General features: G+C 31.3%; 17 protein-coding genes. 16 read left to right on the top strand and 1 reads right to left on the bottom strand.

The window, feature by feature from the left end; genetic code table 11:
- Window positions 1–140 precede the first annotated feature (140 nt).
- On the bottom strand, window positions 141–1,202 hold the full coding sequence (locus tag GN138_RS11365; protein WP_157364120.1) for a ferredoxin--NADP reductase: 1,062 nt from the start codon (window positions 1,200–1,202) through the stop codon (window positions 141–143).
- A gap of 136 nt (window positions 1,203–1,338) precedes the next feature.
- On the opposite strand from GN138_RS11365, the gene GN138_RS11360 reads away from it, so the two are divergent.
- The 16 genes from GN138_RS11360 (at window position 1,339) to GN138_RS11285 (ending at window position 16,134) form a co-directional block, all read left to right on the top strand.
- Window positions 1,339–1,671, top strand: coding sequence for a PadR family transcriptional regulator (locus GN138_RS11360; protein ID WP_157364119.1), 333 nt, complete (start codon window positions 1,339–1,341; stop codon window positions 1,669–1,671).
- 58 nt (window positions 1,672–1,729) lie between these two features.
- Window positions 1,730–2,452 (top strand): hypothetical protein, encoded by a 723-nt coding sequence (locus GN138_RS11355; protein ID WP_157364118.1) that lies wholly within the window; start codon window positions 1,730–1,732, stop codon window positions 2,450–2,452.
- The gene (locus GN138_RS11350; protein WP_157364117.1) at window positions 2,453–3,142 is read left to right on the top strand and encodes a hypothetical protein; all 690 of its coding nucleotides are present in this window, start codon (window positions 2,453–2,455) and stop codon (window positions 3,140–3,142) included. It begins immediately after the preceding gene.
- A 51-nt stretch (window positions 3,143–3,193) separates the two neighbouring features.
- Window positions 3,194–4,672 (top strand): DUF5687 family protein, encoded by a 1,479-nt coding sequence (locus GN138_RS11345; RefSeq protein ID WP_157364116.1) that lies wholly within the window; start codon window positions 3,194–3,196, stop codon window positions 4,670–4,672.
- A gap of 12 nt (window positions 4,673–4,684) precedes the next feature.
- Window positions 4,685–5,407 carry an ABC transporter ATP-binding protein gene (locus GN138_RS11340; RefSeq protein ID WP_157364115.1) on the top strand — a complete coding sequence of 241 codons (723 nt, stop codon included), beginning with the start codon at window positions 4,685–4,687 and terminating at the stop codon, window positions 5,405–5,407.
- Window positions 5,408–5,661: 254 nt separating this feature from the next.
- The gene (gene porW, locus GN138_RS11335) at window positions 5,662–8,283 is read left to right on the top strand and encodes a type IX secretion system periplasmic lipoprotein PorW/SprE (RefSeq protein ID WP_157364114.1); all 2,622 of its coding nucleotides are present in this window, start codon (window positions 5,662–5,664) and stop codon (window positions 8,281–8,283) included.
- A 17-nt stretch (window positions 8,284–8,300) separates the two neighbouring features.
- Window positions 8,301–8,729 carry a bactofilin family protein gene (locus tag GN138_RS11330; RefSeq protein ID WP_157364113.1) on the top strand — a complete coding sequence of 143 codons (429 nt, stop codon included), beginning with the start codon at window positions 8,301–8,303 and terminating at the stop codon, window positions 8,727–8,729.
- Window positions 8,713–8,934 (top strand): AtpZ/AtpI family protein, encoded by a 222-nt coding sequence (locus GN138_RS16255; RefSeq protein WP_317162745.1) that lies wholly within the window; start codon window positions 8,713–8,715, stop codon window positions 8,932–8,934. The genes GN138_RS11330 and GN138_RS16255 overlap by 17 nt, the downstream gene beginning before the upstream one ends.
- Complete coding sequence (locus GN138_RS11320) at window positions 8,927–9,319, top strand: DUF6168 family protein (protein WP_157364112.1); 393 nt, start codon at window positions 8,927–8,929, stop codon at window positions 9,317–9,319. Before GN138_RS16255 ends, GN138_RS11320 begins: the two co-directional genes overlap by 8 nt.
- Before the next feature lie 89 nt (window positions 9,320–9,408).
- The gene (atpB, locus tag GN138_RS11315; protein ID WP_157364111.1) at window positions 9,409–10,533 is read left to right on the top strand and encodes a F0F1 ATP synthase subunit A; all 1,125 of its coding nucleotides are present in this window, start codon (window positions 9,409–9,411) and stop codon (window positions 10,531–10,533) included.
- Between the two features lie 41 nt (window positions 10,534–10,574).
- Entirely contained in the window at window positions 10,575–10,763 is a 189-nt protein-coding gene (atpE, locus tag GN138_RS11310; protein WP_004569351.1) for an ATP synthase F0 subunit C, read from the top strand.
- A gap of 101 nt (window positions 10,764–10,864) precedes the next feature.
- Window positions 10,865–11,365: a F0F1 ATP synthase subunit B gene (locus GN138_RS11305; RefSeq protein WP_157364110.1), complete on the top strand. Its 501-nt coding sequence runs from the start codon at window positions 10,865–10,867 to the stop codon at window positions 11,363–11,365.
- Window positions 11,366–11,370: 5 nt separating this feature from the next.
- Window positions 11,371–11,907 (top strand): ATP synthase F1 subunit delta, encoded by a 537-nt coding sequence (gene atpH / locus GN138_RS11300; protein ID WP_157364109.1) that lies wholly within the window; start codon window positions 11,371–11,373, stop codon window positions 11,905–11,907.
- Window positions 11,908–11,965: 58 nt separating this feature from the next.
- Window positions 11,966–13,546, top strand: coding sequence for a F0F1 ATP synthase subunit alpha (gene atpA, locus GN138_RS11295; RefSeq protein ID WP_157364108.1), 1,581 nt, complete (start codon window positions 11,966–11,968; stop codon window positions 13,544–13,546).
- 79 nt (window positions 13,547–13,625) lie between these two features.
- Window positions 13,626–14,486, top strand: coding sequence for an ATP synthase F1 subunit gamma (gene atpG, locus GN138_RS11290; RefSeq protein WP_157364107.1), 861 nt, complete (start codon window positions 13,626–13,628; stop codon window positions 14,484–14,486).
- Between the two features lie 619 nt (window positions 14,487–15,105).
- Window positions 15,106–16,134, top strand: coding sequence for a hypothetical protein (locus GN138_RS11285; RefSeq protein WP_157364106.1), 1,029 nt, complete (start codon window positions 15,106–15,108; stop codon window positions 16,132–16,134).
- Window positions 16,135–16,162: the final 28 nt, after the last annotated feature.

The raw sequence follows: 16,162 nt of genomic DNA, 5'->3' as shown, positions 1-16,162 counted from the left end.
TTTGACTCCTTTTTTTTAAGAGTTTTCAATAATAAGTGTTGTAAATAAAAAAGACCTTTCATGTTTCAAAACATAAAAGGTCAGTTTCTTTTTACTTAAGTAGCTAGTTCTCTTCTTCTGGAAGGGTTAGGGAAGGCTATTTAAACATCATCAAAATCTACAGCAATTGTAGCTGAGGTAGGATGCGCTTGGCACGTTAAAATTAAACCTTCGGCAACTTCGCTATCCGTTAAAATATTATTCTGACGCATTTCTGCGGTACCTTCTGTAACCTTTGCAATACAACTACTACAAATTCCACCTTGGCAAGAGTAAGGTGCATCAATATCTTGTTTTAAAGCAGCATCAAGAATGGTCGATTTTTGAGACATGTTAAATTCAAATTCTTCTTCATCAACCACCACTTTAATTTTAGTTTCGCCAGATGGTAGATCTGATGTAGAAACTTCAGTTTTAGCTTCAACTGGTGCTGTAAATAATTCAAACTTAATGGCTTTTTCTTTCACACCATTTTCAATCAAAACATCCTTTACGGTATGAATCATTTGTTCTGGTCCACATAGGTAGAAATTTTCTATAGTAACACCTTTGTATTTGTTTTTTACAATGAGGTTAACAGTGCTTTTTTCAATACGTCCAAATAAGGCATCTTCTTCTTGCGCTTGACTGTAAATAAAGTGTACATGAAAACGATTATCGTACTGTTGTTTCATCTGTAATAATTGGTCAATAAACATAGCATCAGCTAATGTTTTATTTCCATAAACCAATATAAAATTACTAAAAGGCTCTTCCTCTAAGAGTGTTTTTGCAATACTAAGTATAGGTGTAATTCCACTACCAGCAGCAAAAGCAGCAATAGTTCTGGTTTTAGCCGCATTCGCTTCAAGCACAAAACGACCATTAGGTTCTGCAACCTCTAAAGTATCGCCAGCTTTAAGCGCTGTGTTGGCATAAACAGAAAAAGTTCCGTTTTCAACCGCTTTTACGGCAACTGTTACATTTCCACTATTTTGAGACGCACATATAGAGTAATCTCTTCTAATATCTTCGCCTTTTATGGTGGTCTTTAAGGTAATATATTGGCCGGCTTTAAAGCTAAATGTTTCTTTAAGAACATCAGGAATATCAAAGGTAATGGCAACCGAATTGTCCGTTACTTTATCAACTGATTTTATAGTGAGAGAATGAAATTGTGACATTATAAATAATTTTGCGCAAAGATAAACATTCTACTTTAGACCTGGCAGCTTTCAAAAACCTGTCAGGTCTTTTTTTAGAACATCTTATACCTAAGTTTCTTATACATAAGAAAATTATGTATATATTTGTAATACAATGAGCAATTCAAAATTATATAAAGGGAGTTTAAATACTATTATTTTAAAGCTTTTAAATGAGCACGATAAAATGTATGGTTACGAGATTACCCAAAAAGTAAAGGCATTAACCAAAGGCGAACTTAAGATAACGGAAGGCGCACTTTATCCTGCATTACACAAGCTAGAAGCTGAAGGTTTACTAGATGTTGAAGTCGCAAAAGTAGATAACCGTTTACGTAAATATTACAAATTAACAGAAACCGGAACCAAAGAAACTGTTACTAAGCTTGAAGAATTAGCGGAATATATTAAAACAATGCAAGCTTTGGTAAATCCAAAACTGGCTTAATCATGGTTGACCTAGCAGGTTTTAAAAACCTAGCAGGTCTAAATTTGATTATTAAACAATGAAACTAACAAAACAAGAAATACAATTTATAGACAGCTACCTCATTAAAAACGAGGTTAAGTTTTGGGATGTGCGTTTAGAATTACTAGACCACATTGTTTCTGCGGTTGAAGATAAAATGACTAATGAAGGTATTTCGTTTAATGAAGCTTTACTTGATGTGCATAGAGGTTTTGGAAACCAATTTATTGAATATGGTGTTTCAAAAAACAAGATTTTTGAAAAAGGATTGTATCAGAGTAATTCAGGTTTTAAGAAGTTTATTAGACAAAAACAAAAAGAATTAGGCAGAAAGTATAGAAAAATCATATGGAAACATTTAAAAATTAAGTTTTCTACTTTTAAATTTTGGTTAGAGTATGCTTCAGTTATTTTGCTATTTATAATACTTTATCAGTTTAAGCCTGAAGCATGTTTTGGCGTTGGACTACTGGTATTAATTTTACCAACAATATATTCTTCATATTATTCTTTTAAAGATAAGTCTACACGAAAATCATTAAGCTTTTCAATGGCTACAAGTTCAGCCATGGCTGTTTGGTCTTTGTATAATCTTTCATTTTATATCTTAAAAAATAATTATGAAAATGTGTTAAGTATGCCTCATAGTTTCTTTGCTATCGTAGCATGCGTTTTTTACCCAATGATAAGAGTCAATATAGAAGTTTATAAAAAAGTTTATAACGAGAATAAGAAAACGTTTGACCTTAAGTTTTTATAGATGAAACTAACAGAATCTCAAATACAAGACCTCTACGCCTTTACAAGACAACATTTTGTAGAACACTACGATTTACAAACCGAACTTGTAGACCATTTAGCCAATGATATTGAAACACAGTGGCAAGAGCAACCAAAACTCAGTTTTGAAGATGCTAAAAATATAGCCTTTAAAAAATTTGGCATTTTTGGTTTTATGGATGCCATTGAGCAAAAACAAAAGGCGATGAATAAGCGCTATAGAAAGTATTTGTGGGCAGAGCTTAGAAAATGGTTTGAGTTGCCACAAATTATCGGAACCATAGCTTTGTTTGGGATGTTTTATGTTATGTTTTCAATAGGTTACACTAACGTTTTTTCTATTGTTATTTATGCTCTTATTACAGCATGGGCTATGTATAAAAGTATACAATTGAATAGGCAATTTAGAAAACGGAAAGAAATATCTAATAAAAAATGGCTCTTAGAAGAAATGATTTTTAAACAAGCAGGAGGTACATCATTGATTTTTCTTTCGCAATTATATAATGTATTTATAATTCCAGAAAAATTTGAAATGAGCACCTTATTCTTAACGCTTTTTTCCTTGGCATTTACAGCATTAGTTTTAATTAACTATATCAGTTTTAAAATTCTCCCAAACAAAGCCGAAAAACTGCTAAACGAAACTTATCCAGAATTTAGTTTGTAACAAATTCTTCATTTTTAATACTTACTACATAAACCAACCCATCATAACACTATGATAAAACATTTTCTCAATTTAGAATGGAAACAATATTTCCGTTCGTCTTATTGGCAAAAAAACATGGCCATCAATATTTTTATGGTGTTTTTTGCGCTTTATTTTATTGGTGTGTTTCTGTTTATTGGCGCTTTTTTATTTAAAATCGTTGGTAAATTGGTTCCAGACCAAGACCCTTTTAAGGTAGTTAATTATTATTTGTTTTATTGGATTATAGGAGACCTTCTTATGCGATTCTTTTTGCAAAAACTACCAGTAATGAGCGTAAAACCATTATTAACATTACCTATAAAACGGTCTACTGTAGTTAATTTCGTTTTAGGGAAATCAGCATTATCATTTTTTAATTTCTTACCGTTATTTGCTATTATTCCTTTTAGTATTTCACTTTTTTTAAATGGATATGAAACTTCTACAGTTTTAACATGGCTAATTACTATGATAATTACAGTGCTAATTATCAATTTTTTAAATTTCATTATTGAAGCTTTCTCGGCAGAGTCTGAGCTGTCTATGCTTCCAATACTCACTGTAGTAGGTGTTTTGTTTAGTTTAAATTATTTTGAAATTTTACCAATGACAACATTGGTTGGTAGTGCATATCTGGCAGTTTCAAACAATCCTATTCTAATACTAGTTCCAATACTAATTTTGGCCGCATGCTATACTTACAATTATAAACTTTTAAGAAGTAAACTCTTTTTGGATAGTTCACTAAAATCTAAAGTAACAGAAGTTAATGCAGCAGATTTATCTTGGACAGAGCGTTTTGGAGATGTTGCACCATTTATGAAGCTAGATTTAAAACTCATTTGGAGAAATAAGCGTACCAAATCTATGGCATTTTTATTGTTAATTGGTGTTTTATATGGTTTATTCTTTTATCCGCAACCCATGTATAGAGAAATGACCTTTATGTATGCCTTTATTGGGATTTTTTCAACAGGATTCTTTCTTATTAATTTCGGACAATTCATTCCGGCTTGGGATAGTGGTTATTACAAACTACTAATGAGTCAAAATATAAAATACGAGCAGTATTTACGTTCAAAATTTATCTTAATGGTTATTAGTGTAGTGCTACTTTTTGTACTAGGCATTCCTTATGTGTATTTTGGTTATAAAATTTTAATTGCACATTTTGCTGCAGCTATTTATAATATTGGAGTAAATACACACGTGATACTTTGGGGAGGATCCTTTAACAGAAAAAAAATAGAATTAGATAAAAAAGCTGCTTTTAATTACCAAGGTACAGGCGCTGTACAATGGCTAATAGGTATTCCGTTAATGTTGGTGCCAATGGCAATGTTTGGCCTAGTAAATTGGTTGGTAGGTTTTGCAGCTGCAGTAGCTTTGCTTATCGTTTTAGGATTGGTAGGCATTATTTTTCATAAAAAACTAATGAAAGCTATTACACAGAAATATCTAGATTCAAAATACAAAATGATTAACGCGTTTAGTCAAGATAACTAATACAACACAACCATGATATATACAAAAGATCTTTCAAAAACATATAACGGAACAACGGTTCTAAATATTGAAGAATTAACCATTCCAAAAGGCCAAAGTTTTGGTTTGGTAGGAAATAATGGCGCAGGTAAAACAACCTATTTCAGTCTGTTATTAGATTTAATTAAACCTACCACAGGAAACATTACAAGTAATGAAGTCGTTGTGGACCAAAGTGAGGATTGGAAACCATTTACATCATCATTTATAGATGAAAGTTTTCTTATTGGCTATTTAACGCCAGAAGAATACTTCTATTTTATAGGAGAATTAAGAGGACAAAATAAAGCAGATGTTGATAGCTTAACAGCTCAGTTTGAAGATTTCTTTAATGGAGAAATTATAGGCAAGAAAAAATACCTACGAGATTTAAGTAAAGGAAACCAGAAGAAAGCCGGAATTGTAGCTGCATTAATAGGTAATCCTGAAGTCATCATCTTAGATGAACCTTTCGCTAATTTAGACCCAACAACCCAAATAAGACTAAAACAAATTATAAAAGATTTAGCCGAAAAACAAGGTGTTACTGTTTTAGTCTCTAGTCACGATTTAATGCATGTTACAGACGTATGCGAGAGAATTGTGGTATTAGAAAAAGGGAATGTAGTCAAAGATTTAGAAACAAATCCGGCAACCTTAAAAGAGTTAGAAGCACATTTTGGAAGCAATGCAGTTGTTTCTCAAGAGGAGGAGTAAAAGCCCCTTTAATTCCCCAAAGGGGAAAACTGATTTAAAATATTATAAGAGATGCGGACAACATATCGGTTGTCCGTACGTATTTTAATTTCATTTTTTAAGGAATATTGGATATTTGCGTCTTTGTGCCTTCGCTTGCTCGTAGAAATTCAGCTTCAAATTCAGCCGCAAATTCAAAAAGATACGTATTTTTACCACGTAGCACACTAAACAGTGTGTTTTTCAGTTATCTATTAACCAAATAGAACCAACGTTTGAAAACCTTTTACAAATTCATATTATTCCTGTCTTGTGTAGCTTTGATTACTCAAAGTTGTTCTCGTAAAAAAGATAAATTCTTAAATAGAAAATTTCATTCTACAGCCACAAAATACAATGTGCTTTACAATGGTAACATTGCCTTACAACGTGGAATTGATGGTGTAAACAATGAATTTACGGAGAATTTTTGGAAACTTTTACCAATTGAAAGAATGGCTGTTTCAGAAGATATTTTTCTTCCTGGTCAATCTAAAAACGCAGATTTTGAACGCGCTGAAGAAAAAGCCATTAAAGCTATCCAAGTGCACGGAATGAATATTGGTGGTAAGGAAAAAAATCCACAAATAGATGAAGCATACTTACTTTTAGGTCAAGCACGTTATTACGATCAGCGTTTTGTACCAGCAATGGCAGCTTTTAATAATATTCTAAATAAATATCCTACAAGCGATAAAATAAATCAGGTTAAAATTTGGCGCGAAAAAACAAGTATGCGTTTAGATAATGATGCTGGTGCTATAGAAAAGTTAAAGCGATTATTAGAAGAAGAAAAAGGCGCTATTGAAGGCCAAGATTTAGCAGATGCTTCAGCAGCATTAGCTCAGGCTTATCTTAACACAAATTCTAAAGATAGCGCTATTGCTCAGTTAACAGTTGCGGCAGAGAACACAAAAATTAAAAGAGAGAAAGCGCGTTACCATTTTATAAAAGGGCAGCTTTATAATGAATTTGGAAAAAAAGATAGTGCAAACTTAGAGTTCGATGCCATAATAGATATGCATCGCCAAGTACCAAGGTCTTTTTATATTAATGCTCATCTAGAAAAATCCTATAATGCAGATGTTTCAAATGTAGATGATGTAGAGTTTCAAGAATATCTTACAGATTTAGAGGAAAATAGAGAAAATAGACCCTTTTTAGATAAAATATATTATCGTATTGCAGAATACCATCGCAATAAAATGTCTGATAGTATTGCTGAGGTTTATTATAATAAATCACTCAGAAAAACAACTTCTGATCAATACTTAAAGTCACTTAGTTATGAAACATTAGGTAACATGTATTTTGATAAAAATGTTTATAAAACGGCAGGCGCATATTATGATTCTACGATGACAGTAATGACTGTAAATACAAAACCTTATAGAGTTATTAAAAAGAAACGCGAAAATCTTGATGACGTAATCTATTATGAAGGAATTGCACAAACTAACGATAGTATTTTAAGAATGGTTAGCTTACCTAAAGCAGAGCAGTTAGCTATTTACACAAAGTTTGCAGAAGACCAAAAATTAAAAGAGATAGAAGCTAGAAAACAGAAAGAAGAAGCTTTAAAAAAGGAAAGTTTGCAGTCCGTTCCTAATCCTGCAAATAATAATCCTAGAAATTCTATAGGTTTTGGAAATCCACCAGGTGTTTCTACAGATATTTTAAACACAGGTTCTAGTAAAGGAAGCAGTAATTTTTATTTCTACAATTCTACAACGGTTGCTTACGGTAAAACGGAGTTTTTAAAAATATGGGGCAACCGTAAACTTCAAGATAATTGGCGACACTCTAGTCAAAGTGCTAATTTAACAACTACTACTGAAGTTGATAGTTTAACAGGTACTACAGAAGAAGATATTAGATTTAATCCTGAAACCTACATAGCGTTATTGCCAACAAAACAATCTGAATTAGATAGTATCGCTAAAGAGCGCAATTTTGCCTATTACCAATTAGGAATTATATATAAGGAAAAGTTTAAAGAATTAGAATTAGCCAAATCAAAACTTGAAAGTCTATTAGATAGCAATCCAGAAGACCGCTTGGTACTTCCTTCAAAATATAACTTATACCGTATTTATGTAGAATTAGGTTTACATATTAAAGCAGATGCCATTAAATCTGCAATTATAAATGAATATCCAGATTCTCGTTATGCTGAAATTCTTTTAAATCCACAATCAGAATTATCTAAAGACGAAAACAGTCCAGAATCTATTTACACTCAGATTTATAATAAGTTTAATGACGAATTATATGCAGAGGTTATAGCAGAGACAGAAGTACAAATTAAGCGATTTGAAGGTGATGATTTTGTGCCTAAGTTTGAAATATTAAAAGCTTCAGCAAAAGGAAGATTATACGGTTTTGAAGCTTATAAAGAAGGTATTAATTATATTGCTTTAACGTATGGTAATACCGAAGAAGGTAAAAAGGCACAAGACTTAATTGATAATGCTTTACCAATATTAGCAAAAAAAGAATTTATTTCTGATAACGATTCTGATAAGTTTAATGTAATTTTTCAATTTGAAAATAATTCTGGTGAGGATATAGATGCTTTTATTAAAATTTTAGATGAAGAGGTCGCTAAAATAGACTATTTTGATCTCACCACTTCAAAAGATGTTTATACAGAAAATACTACCTTTGTAGTAGTACATGGATTAAAAAGTATTGGTGGTGCAAATGGTTTTGCAGAATTGCTTAAATCTGAAGAAAAAGATAAGCGAGGGCGAACAATTAAACCTAAAATTACACGACCATATTTTGCGATTTCATCACCAAATTATGCTATAATTCAAAGACACAAAAATTTAAATGCGTATTTAAAGTTACAGTAATTTAAAACCAAATCAACATGTTTTCTCCAGACAAAAAAAAACAAAAATATTCAATCATGGAAGCAACTACACAACAAAATATCATAGCTCAAGGCACAAAAATAGTAGGTGACATAGCTAGTCAAGGACCATTTAGAATAGACGGAACCGTAGAAGGTAACGTTAAAACTTCTGGTAAAGTTGTTGTAGGTAAATCTGGTTTTATAAAAGGAACATTACAAGGTGAAAATGCTGATTTTGAAGGTAAATTTTCAGGAAAACTTATTTTGTCAGGTACATTGTCTTTAAAATCTACAGCAAATATAGAAGGTGAGGTTCATATTACAAAATTAGCTGTAGAACCAGGAGCTACCTTTAATGCAACTTGTAGTATGAAAGGAAATGTAAAAGCACTATCTAGCGACTCTGGCAAACCGCAACTCTCACAAAGTGCCCAAAGGAAATAAAAAAGGCGTAAGTAAGTTTTTTAGATTTACATCAATTGCATTTCAAATGGGAGGCACTATTTTTCTTGGAAATTATTTAGGAGAATGGTTAGATACTAACTATAACAAAGATTTTTGGAAAAAAACAATTACGCTCTTCGCAGTATTTACTTCTATGTATTTGGTGATTTCTCAGGTTATAAAAGTTTCAAAAGAAGATGATTAAAACGTTAATGATTTATGTAATAGCTTTTGCATTATTGTATTTTGCCATTTCATTTTCTCAAGATTTTATTTATAAATATATAGGTGCTTCAATAAGATTTAATTTTTGGGACACAAATTTATTTTTAGCAATAGTGTCCTTTGTTATCTGTGCCCAAATTCAACTATTTTCTCTATTAGAATCATTAAAAACAAAATTAGGTTTTGTTTATTTACCAACATTTTTTGTTAAAGGAATTTTGTTTTACGTTGCCTTTAAAGACTCTGTTTTTGGTTTAGAAAGTTTAAGTACACCAGAGCGATTTTGTCTAATAATTCCGTTTCTCTTCTTTTTAGTGTTGGAGGTTTATTTTGTTGTAAAAACCATATCTAAGAACATGAGTTAAATAATAAATATAAAAACATATTGTTGTGTTAATAAATTCCGTACTTTTGCACGGAATTTAAAAACGCAGTTTTTTTGATTTTTTTAACAATGAAGGTAGCTAAACAAACTTTTAAATTTTTCATCCTTGTATCATTTCTTTTTGCAAACGCTTTTGCAATGGCTGATAACAGCTCTAAAGACCCTGTTGTTTCTGGCAATAAGGTAGATACAGCAGAAGAGATTAGAGAATATATTTCTCATCACTTAAAGGACTCTCACGATTTTCATTTTTATACACATAATGAATCTGGTACTCATTATAGCTTTCCACTTCCTGTTATTGTTTGGACAAGTAACGGTTTAAAAACATTTATGTCCTCAGCATTTCATCATGATGATGCTGGACAGGTTATAGTTGATAAAGGCGATACTAAGTTAGTAAAAATACACAGTAAGATTTACGAATTAGATCAAGGAGCAACATCAGTAAATTTTGATGCCGAGCATCATGCAACTAATGCACATAAAGTTTTAGATTTTTCTATTACAAAATCTGTATTTGGAATGTTGTTAACCGGTTTATTAATGCTTTTAGGTTTTGGAGCATTAGCTAGAGGATTTAAAAAAGGAAAATCTGTACCTACAGGTTTTTCTAGAGTTCTAGAGCCATTAGTTATTTATGTTAGAGACGAAATAGCAAAACCAAACATTGGAGAGAAAAAGTACCGCAAATTTATGGGCTTTTTATTAACTGTGTTTTTCTTTATCTGGATATTAAATTTATTAGGCTTAACACCATTAGGATTTAATGTAACAGGACAAATTGCTGTAACAGCTTGTTTAGCTATTTTTACAGTAGTAATTTATATGTTTAGTGGTACTAAAGATTTTTGGGCTCATACATTGTGGATGCCAGGTGTTCCTGTCATTTTAAGACCTATATTAGCGGTTATTGAGTTAGTTGGTTTTGTTATCATTAAACCATTTTCATTATTAATACGTTTGTTTGCTAATATTACAGCAGGACACTTTGTGGTAATGAGTTTAATAGCTTTAATGATTACCTTGAAAGCGTCATTTGGACCAGTAGTTTCTACAGGTATGTCTCTTTTGTTATCATTATTTATTATGGTAATAGAACTTTTAGTAGCGTTTTTACAAGCGTTTATTTTTACGATGTTATCATCGTTATTTATTGGTATGGCTGTTGAAGAACACGACGACCATCATTAAAAAGAATTTGTTTAATTAATATTTATAAAAATCAAATTACTATGTACAATTTAATTGGAGCAGGATTAATCGTAATCGGAGGAGGAATCGGATTAGGTCAAATTGGTGGAAAAGCAATGGAAGGTATTGCTCGTCAACCAGAAGCAGCTGGAAAAATTCAAACTGCGATGATCATCATTGGAGCCTTATTAGAAGGTTTAGCATTTGGTGCATTAATCTTAGGGAAATAAGAATTTCCTAAAAACTAAAGGAACAGAATCCTGTAACGGTTGGTTGCAGGACCTGTTTTTAAAATTAAACAAAACAAATAACAACTAATTTACAGTTAAACATGGATCAGTTATTACATGATTTTTCGCCAGGCTTATTTTTTATGCAAGGCATTATTTTATTTATATTAATTGTATTAATGAGAAAATTTGCATGGAAACCAATTCTTGATGGGTTACAATCGAGAGAAGACGGTATTCAAAATGCATTAGATGCTGCCGAAAATGCAAAGTTAGAAATGCAAAATCTACAAGCAGATAACGAAAAATTATTAAAAGAAGCACGCGCAGAACGAGAGTCTATGCTAAAAGAAGCTAGAGATCTAAAAAATAAAATGATTGAAGACGCTAAGACAGAAGCTCAAGAAACGGCAAACAATATGATTGCTCAAGCTCAAGCAGCTATTGAAAGCGAAAAGAAATCAGCAATGGCAGAATTAAAGAACCATGTTTCTGGTTTGTCTATTGAAATTGCAGAAAAAGTAGTGCGTAACGAATTATCTAACAAAGACAAGCAATTAAAATTAATTGAAGATATGTTAGGAGAAGCAACTTTAAATTAAGATAAATGTCAGGATCAAGAGCAGCCATTAGATATGCTAAAGCCGTTTTAAGTATTGCAACAGATCAAAAGTCTGCTGAGATAGTTAATAATGATATGAAGCGTATTGCTAAAACTATTGCAGAAAGTGATGATTTAAATGGGATGATTCAAAGTCCTGTTATTAAATCTTCAGACAAAAAATCAGTATTAACATCTGTATTTAAAGATACCAATATTGCTACTACTAATTTAATAGATACATTAATTGCAAATAAAAGGTTACCATTATTAAATGATGTAGCCATAAGTTTTAGTCAGCTATATGATCAGTTAAGGGACAGCCAAGTGGCAACAGTAACAACAGCAATTGCCTTAACTGACGAATTAAAAAGTAAGGTTTTAGCAAAAGTTAAAGAGCTTACTGGTAAAGAAGCTGAAGTAGAAAATATTATAGATGAAAGCATCTTGGGTGGTTTCATATTAAGAGTTGGAGATATACAGTATAACGCTAGTATTGCTAACAAGCTTAATAAATTAAAAAGAGAATTTACATTAAATTAATAAGGTTTTGGTTAGTACATTCTCAGTGCTAGCAACTAAAAACTAAAGACTAAATAAGATGGCAGAAGTAAAACCAGCTGAGATATCAGCAATCTTAAAACAACAACTTTCAGGTTTTGAAGCAGGTTCTTCATTAGATGAAGTAGGAACAGTATTAACTGTAGGTGATGGTATTGTACGTGCTTACGGATTGGCTAACGCACAATATGGTGAATTAGTGGAATTTGAAGGAGGTGCAGAAGGTATTGTACTTAACCTTGAAGAAGATAATGTTGGTATAGTACTTTTAGGTGTATCAACAGGAGTAAAGGAAGGGTCTACCGTTAAACGTACTGAGCGTATTGCTTCTGTAAAAGTAGGTGAAGGAATTGTTGGACGTGTTGTAGATACTTTAGGAAATCCAATTGATGGTAAAGGACCAATATCAGGTGATACTTACGAGATGCCTTTAGAGCGTAAAGCGCCAGGTGTTATCTATAGAGAACCTGTAACTGAGCCGTTACAAACCGGAATTAAAGCGATTGATGCTATGATTCCTGTAGGTAGAGGTCAACGAGAGTTGGTAATTGGTGACCGTCAAACGGGTAAAACAACAGTTTGTATTGATACCATATTAAATCAAAAAGAATTTTACGATGCAGGTGAACCTGTATATTGTATATATGTAGCAGTAGGGCAAAAGGCATCTACGGTTGCAAACATTGCAAAAACACTAGAAGAAAGAGGTGCTTTAGCGTATACCACTATTGTAGCGGCAAACGCATCAGATCCTGCAGCAATGCAAGTTTATGCACCTATGACAGGAGCCTCTATAGGAGAATATTTTAGAGACACTGGCCGTCCGGCTTTAATTATTTATGATGATTTATCTAAACAAGCTGTAGCTTACCGTGAGGTGTCTTTATTATTACGTCGTCCTCCAGGGCGTGAGGCTTATCCTGGTGATGTTTTCTACTTACACTCTAGATTATTAGAGCGTTCTGCAAAAGTTATCAATGATGATAATATTGCAAAAGAAATGAACGATTTACCAGAGGTTTTAAAACCATTGGTAAAAGGTGGTGGATCTTTAACGGCATTACCAATTATTGAAACACAGGCTGGTGATGTATCGGCTTATATTCCAACCAATGTAATTTCTATTACTGATGGTCAAATTTTCTTAGATGGTGATTTATTTAACTCTGGTGTTCGTCCGGCAATTAACGTAGGTATTTCAGTATCTCGTGTTGGTGGTAATGCTCAGATTAAATCTATGAAAAAAGTATCTGGTACATTAAAATTAGATCAAGCTCAGTTCCGCGAATTAGAAGCATTTGCTAAGTTTGGTTCTGATTTAGATGCTTCAACGTTAAACGTTATTAATAAAGGTAAACGTAATGTTGAGATATTAAAACAAGGTCAAAACGATCCTTTTACTGTAGAAGATCAAATTGCAATTATATATGCTGGTTCTAAGAACTTATTAAAAGATGTTCCTGTAGAAAAGGTAAAAGAATTTGAACGCGATTTTATAGAGTTCTTAAATGCTAAACATAGAGGTGTATTAGATACGTTGAAGTCTGGTAAATTAACAGATGAAGTTACAGATACATTAACTAGTGTAGCTAAAGATTTAACAGGAAAGTTTAAAAACTAAATAAGTACAAAGTAACAAGTGAAATGTGTTTTTATTATTACAAAAAACACATTTCACTAAACACTTAATACTATAACAAATGGCTAATTTAAAAGAAATACGTAATAGAATATCATCGGTATCTTCTACCATGCAGATTACTAGTGCCATGAAAATGGTTTCTGCTGCAAAGTTAAAGAAAGCCCAAGATGCTATTACTGCAATGCGTCCTTACTCAAATAAACTTACCGAATTACTTCAAAGTTTAAGTGCAACTTTAGATGAAGATACAGGTAGTAAATATGCTGTACAAAGAGAAGTTAAAAATGTTCTGATTGTTGCGATAACTTCTAACAGAGGGTTAGCTGGTGCATTTAATTCTAATATCATTAAGGAAGTCAATAGACTGACTAATGAGACGTATGCAAATAAAGATGTTTCTTATATAGCTATAGGTAAAAAAGCAAATGATGCATTTGTAAAAACAAATAAAGTTATTGCTAATAAAAGCGATTTATTTGATAATTTAACATTTGAAAATGTTTCTGAAATAGCAGAAATGTTAATGGAAAAATTTGTTACAGGTGAGTTTGATAAAATTGAAGTGGTGTATAATCATTTTAAAAATGCCGCAACTCAAATTGTTTTAACAGAACAATTTTTACCAATTGTACCTGTTGAAAGTGATGCCAACGTAAATTTAGATTACGTTTTTGAACCATCTAAATTAGAAATAGTTGAAGAATTAATACCTAAATCTTTAAAAACACAATTGTATAAAGGTATAAGGGATTCTTTTGCTTCTGAGCACGGTGCACGTATGACAGCAATGCATAAAGCAACAGATAATGCTACAGAATTAAGAGATCAACTGAAGTTAACCTACAATAAAGCGCGACAAGCTGCTATTACTAATGAAATACTAGAAATTGTAGGTGGAGCAGAAGCTTTAAATAATTAATATTTAATTTAATAATTAGATAGAAACCTAACTATTTTAGTTAGGTTTTTTTATACTCTTAAATTTAGATTGTTTTAAGGAGCATCAATAACAGTTATAAAAATGTATAAGACTATTCTTTCTGTTTTATCTTTTATAACTTAAAGGGTTTTATAGCAATAATATAGTTTATTATAATACATTGGTTTCAGACTTAAAAAGAGTTTAAAATTACATAGTCTTTCATGGCATTAAACGAAGTATTTTTATGCTTCAGATACCATTCGTTTTAATCTTTAGATGTCTTAATTCAAAATTATATAAATGGATGGTTATCGTGTTGTTTTAATTTTAATTTAACATTCAGATTTATAAATATTTAGCAGACTTAGTGTTGTCTAACTCTAAAAATTAATGAAATTTTACCCTAACAACGTCAAATTGCTGTTGAACAATAGGTTAACTTATGTTCTATATAAAAAGTTATATTGTTAAAAATATAATTTTTTTCCTACATTTTACAATTTTTTTTAACATTTTTTACTGTAATACTTACAAATATTTGCTGTTTGTCGTATTTATATGTTTTTAATCAGATTTATTCGTATATTGCCGATCCAAATCTTTAATCTACATAAAAATGAAACATCTAAAGAGGGTATTATTTTCCGTAACAGTATGTATTGTTTTATCATTAAATTTTCAATGTGCAAGTTCTAGTGCAATTTCTAATAAAACAGAAGCCTCAATTCCGTTTAAGGTTAAAACTATAGCGTTTCAAGAATGGAATGCTGGTGAGAACAAAGAAAAAACAGGCATTAATATTTATGTACCTATAACTGAAAAGGAAGATCATATATTAATTGATAGTGTTTATTTTAAAAACTATAAAGGTCAACTTGTTAGAAATTATAGCAGATACACTTCTGTTCTAAGACATAACTCTGTGAATGATACTATTATTGAGCAGCAACAAGAAAAACCAGATTACCCATTTAATTTAGCTGAAAATGAATGCGTGATACGATACGTTGATAATGGTAAAGTGAGATATTCAAAGTTTTCAAATCTTATTCAAAAGGAATCTATTTATTATAAGGATGGTCCACCTTTAGCTTATCAAAGAAGACGAGAAGCTATGATAGTTTCTGGTGAGGAATCTCATGTAGCTTTAAAACCAACCTTTCAACCTTCAACAACATTTAAAGTAAAAACAATTTCTTTTCAAGAGTGGTATGCTGGTATAAAAGTAGGAGGAACAGGTATGAATGTTTTTGTACCTATTGTAAATAAAGATGAACATATAAAAATAGACAGCGTTTATTTTAGAAATCTTAAAGCTAAATTAGTAGAAGATTCTGGCAGATATACAGCTGTTTTAAAAAATAAATCGCCTTATTATACTTTTAAAAAAGCTGAGAAAGATCCAGATTTTCCATTTACGCTAGAGGATAATGAATGTGCCATTAGTTTTGTAGAAAATGGTGAGGTTAAGTATATAAAAATTTCCGACCTCAATGAAAAGAGAGGTGTTTACTATGAAAATGGTCCGCCAAATATTTATGAGAGAGATCCCAATAGAGATAGAATTAGTGCAATTAAAGAATCTATTATTCGTAAGCATTTAAACTTTATGGCGTTAAAAAATAATTATTTGGCAAAACTATGACTTATGTATAAACACCATAAATAAATCT

The sequence above is a fragment of the Winogradskyella endarachnes genome, assembly GCF_009741275.1.
GTDB lineage: Bacteria > Bacteroidota > Bacteroidia > Flavobacteriales > Flavobacteriaceae > Winogradskyella > Winogradskyella endarachnes.
This window is presented reverse-complemented; position numbering and strand designations above follow the sequence as displayed.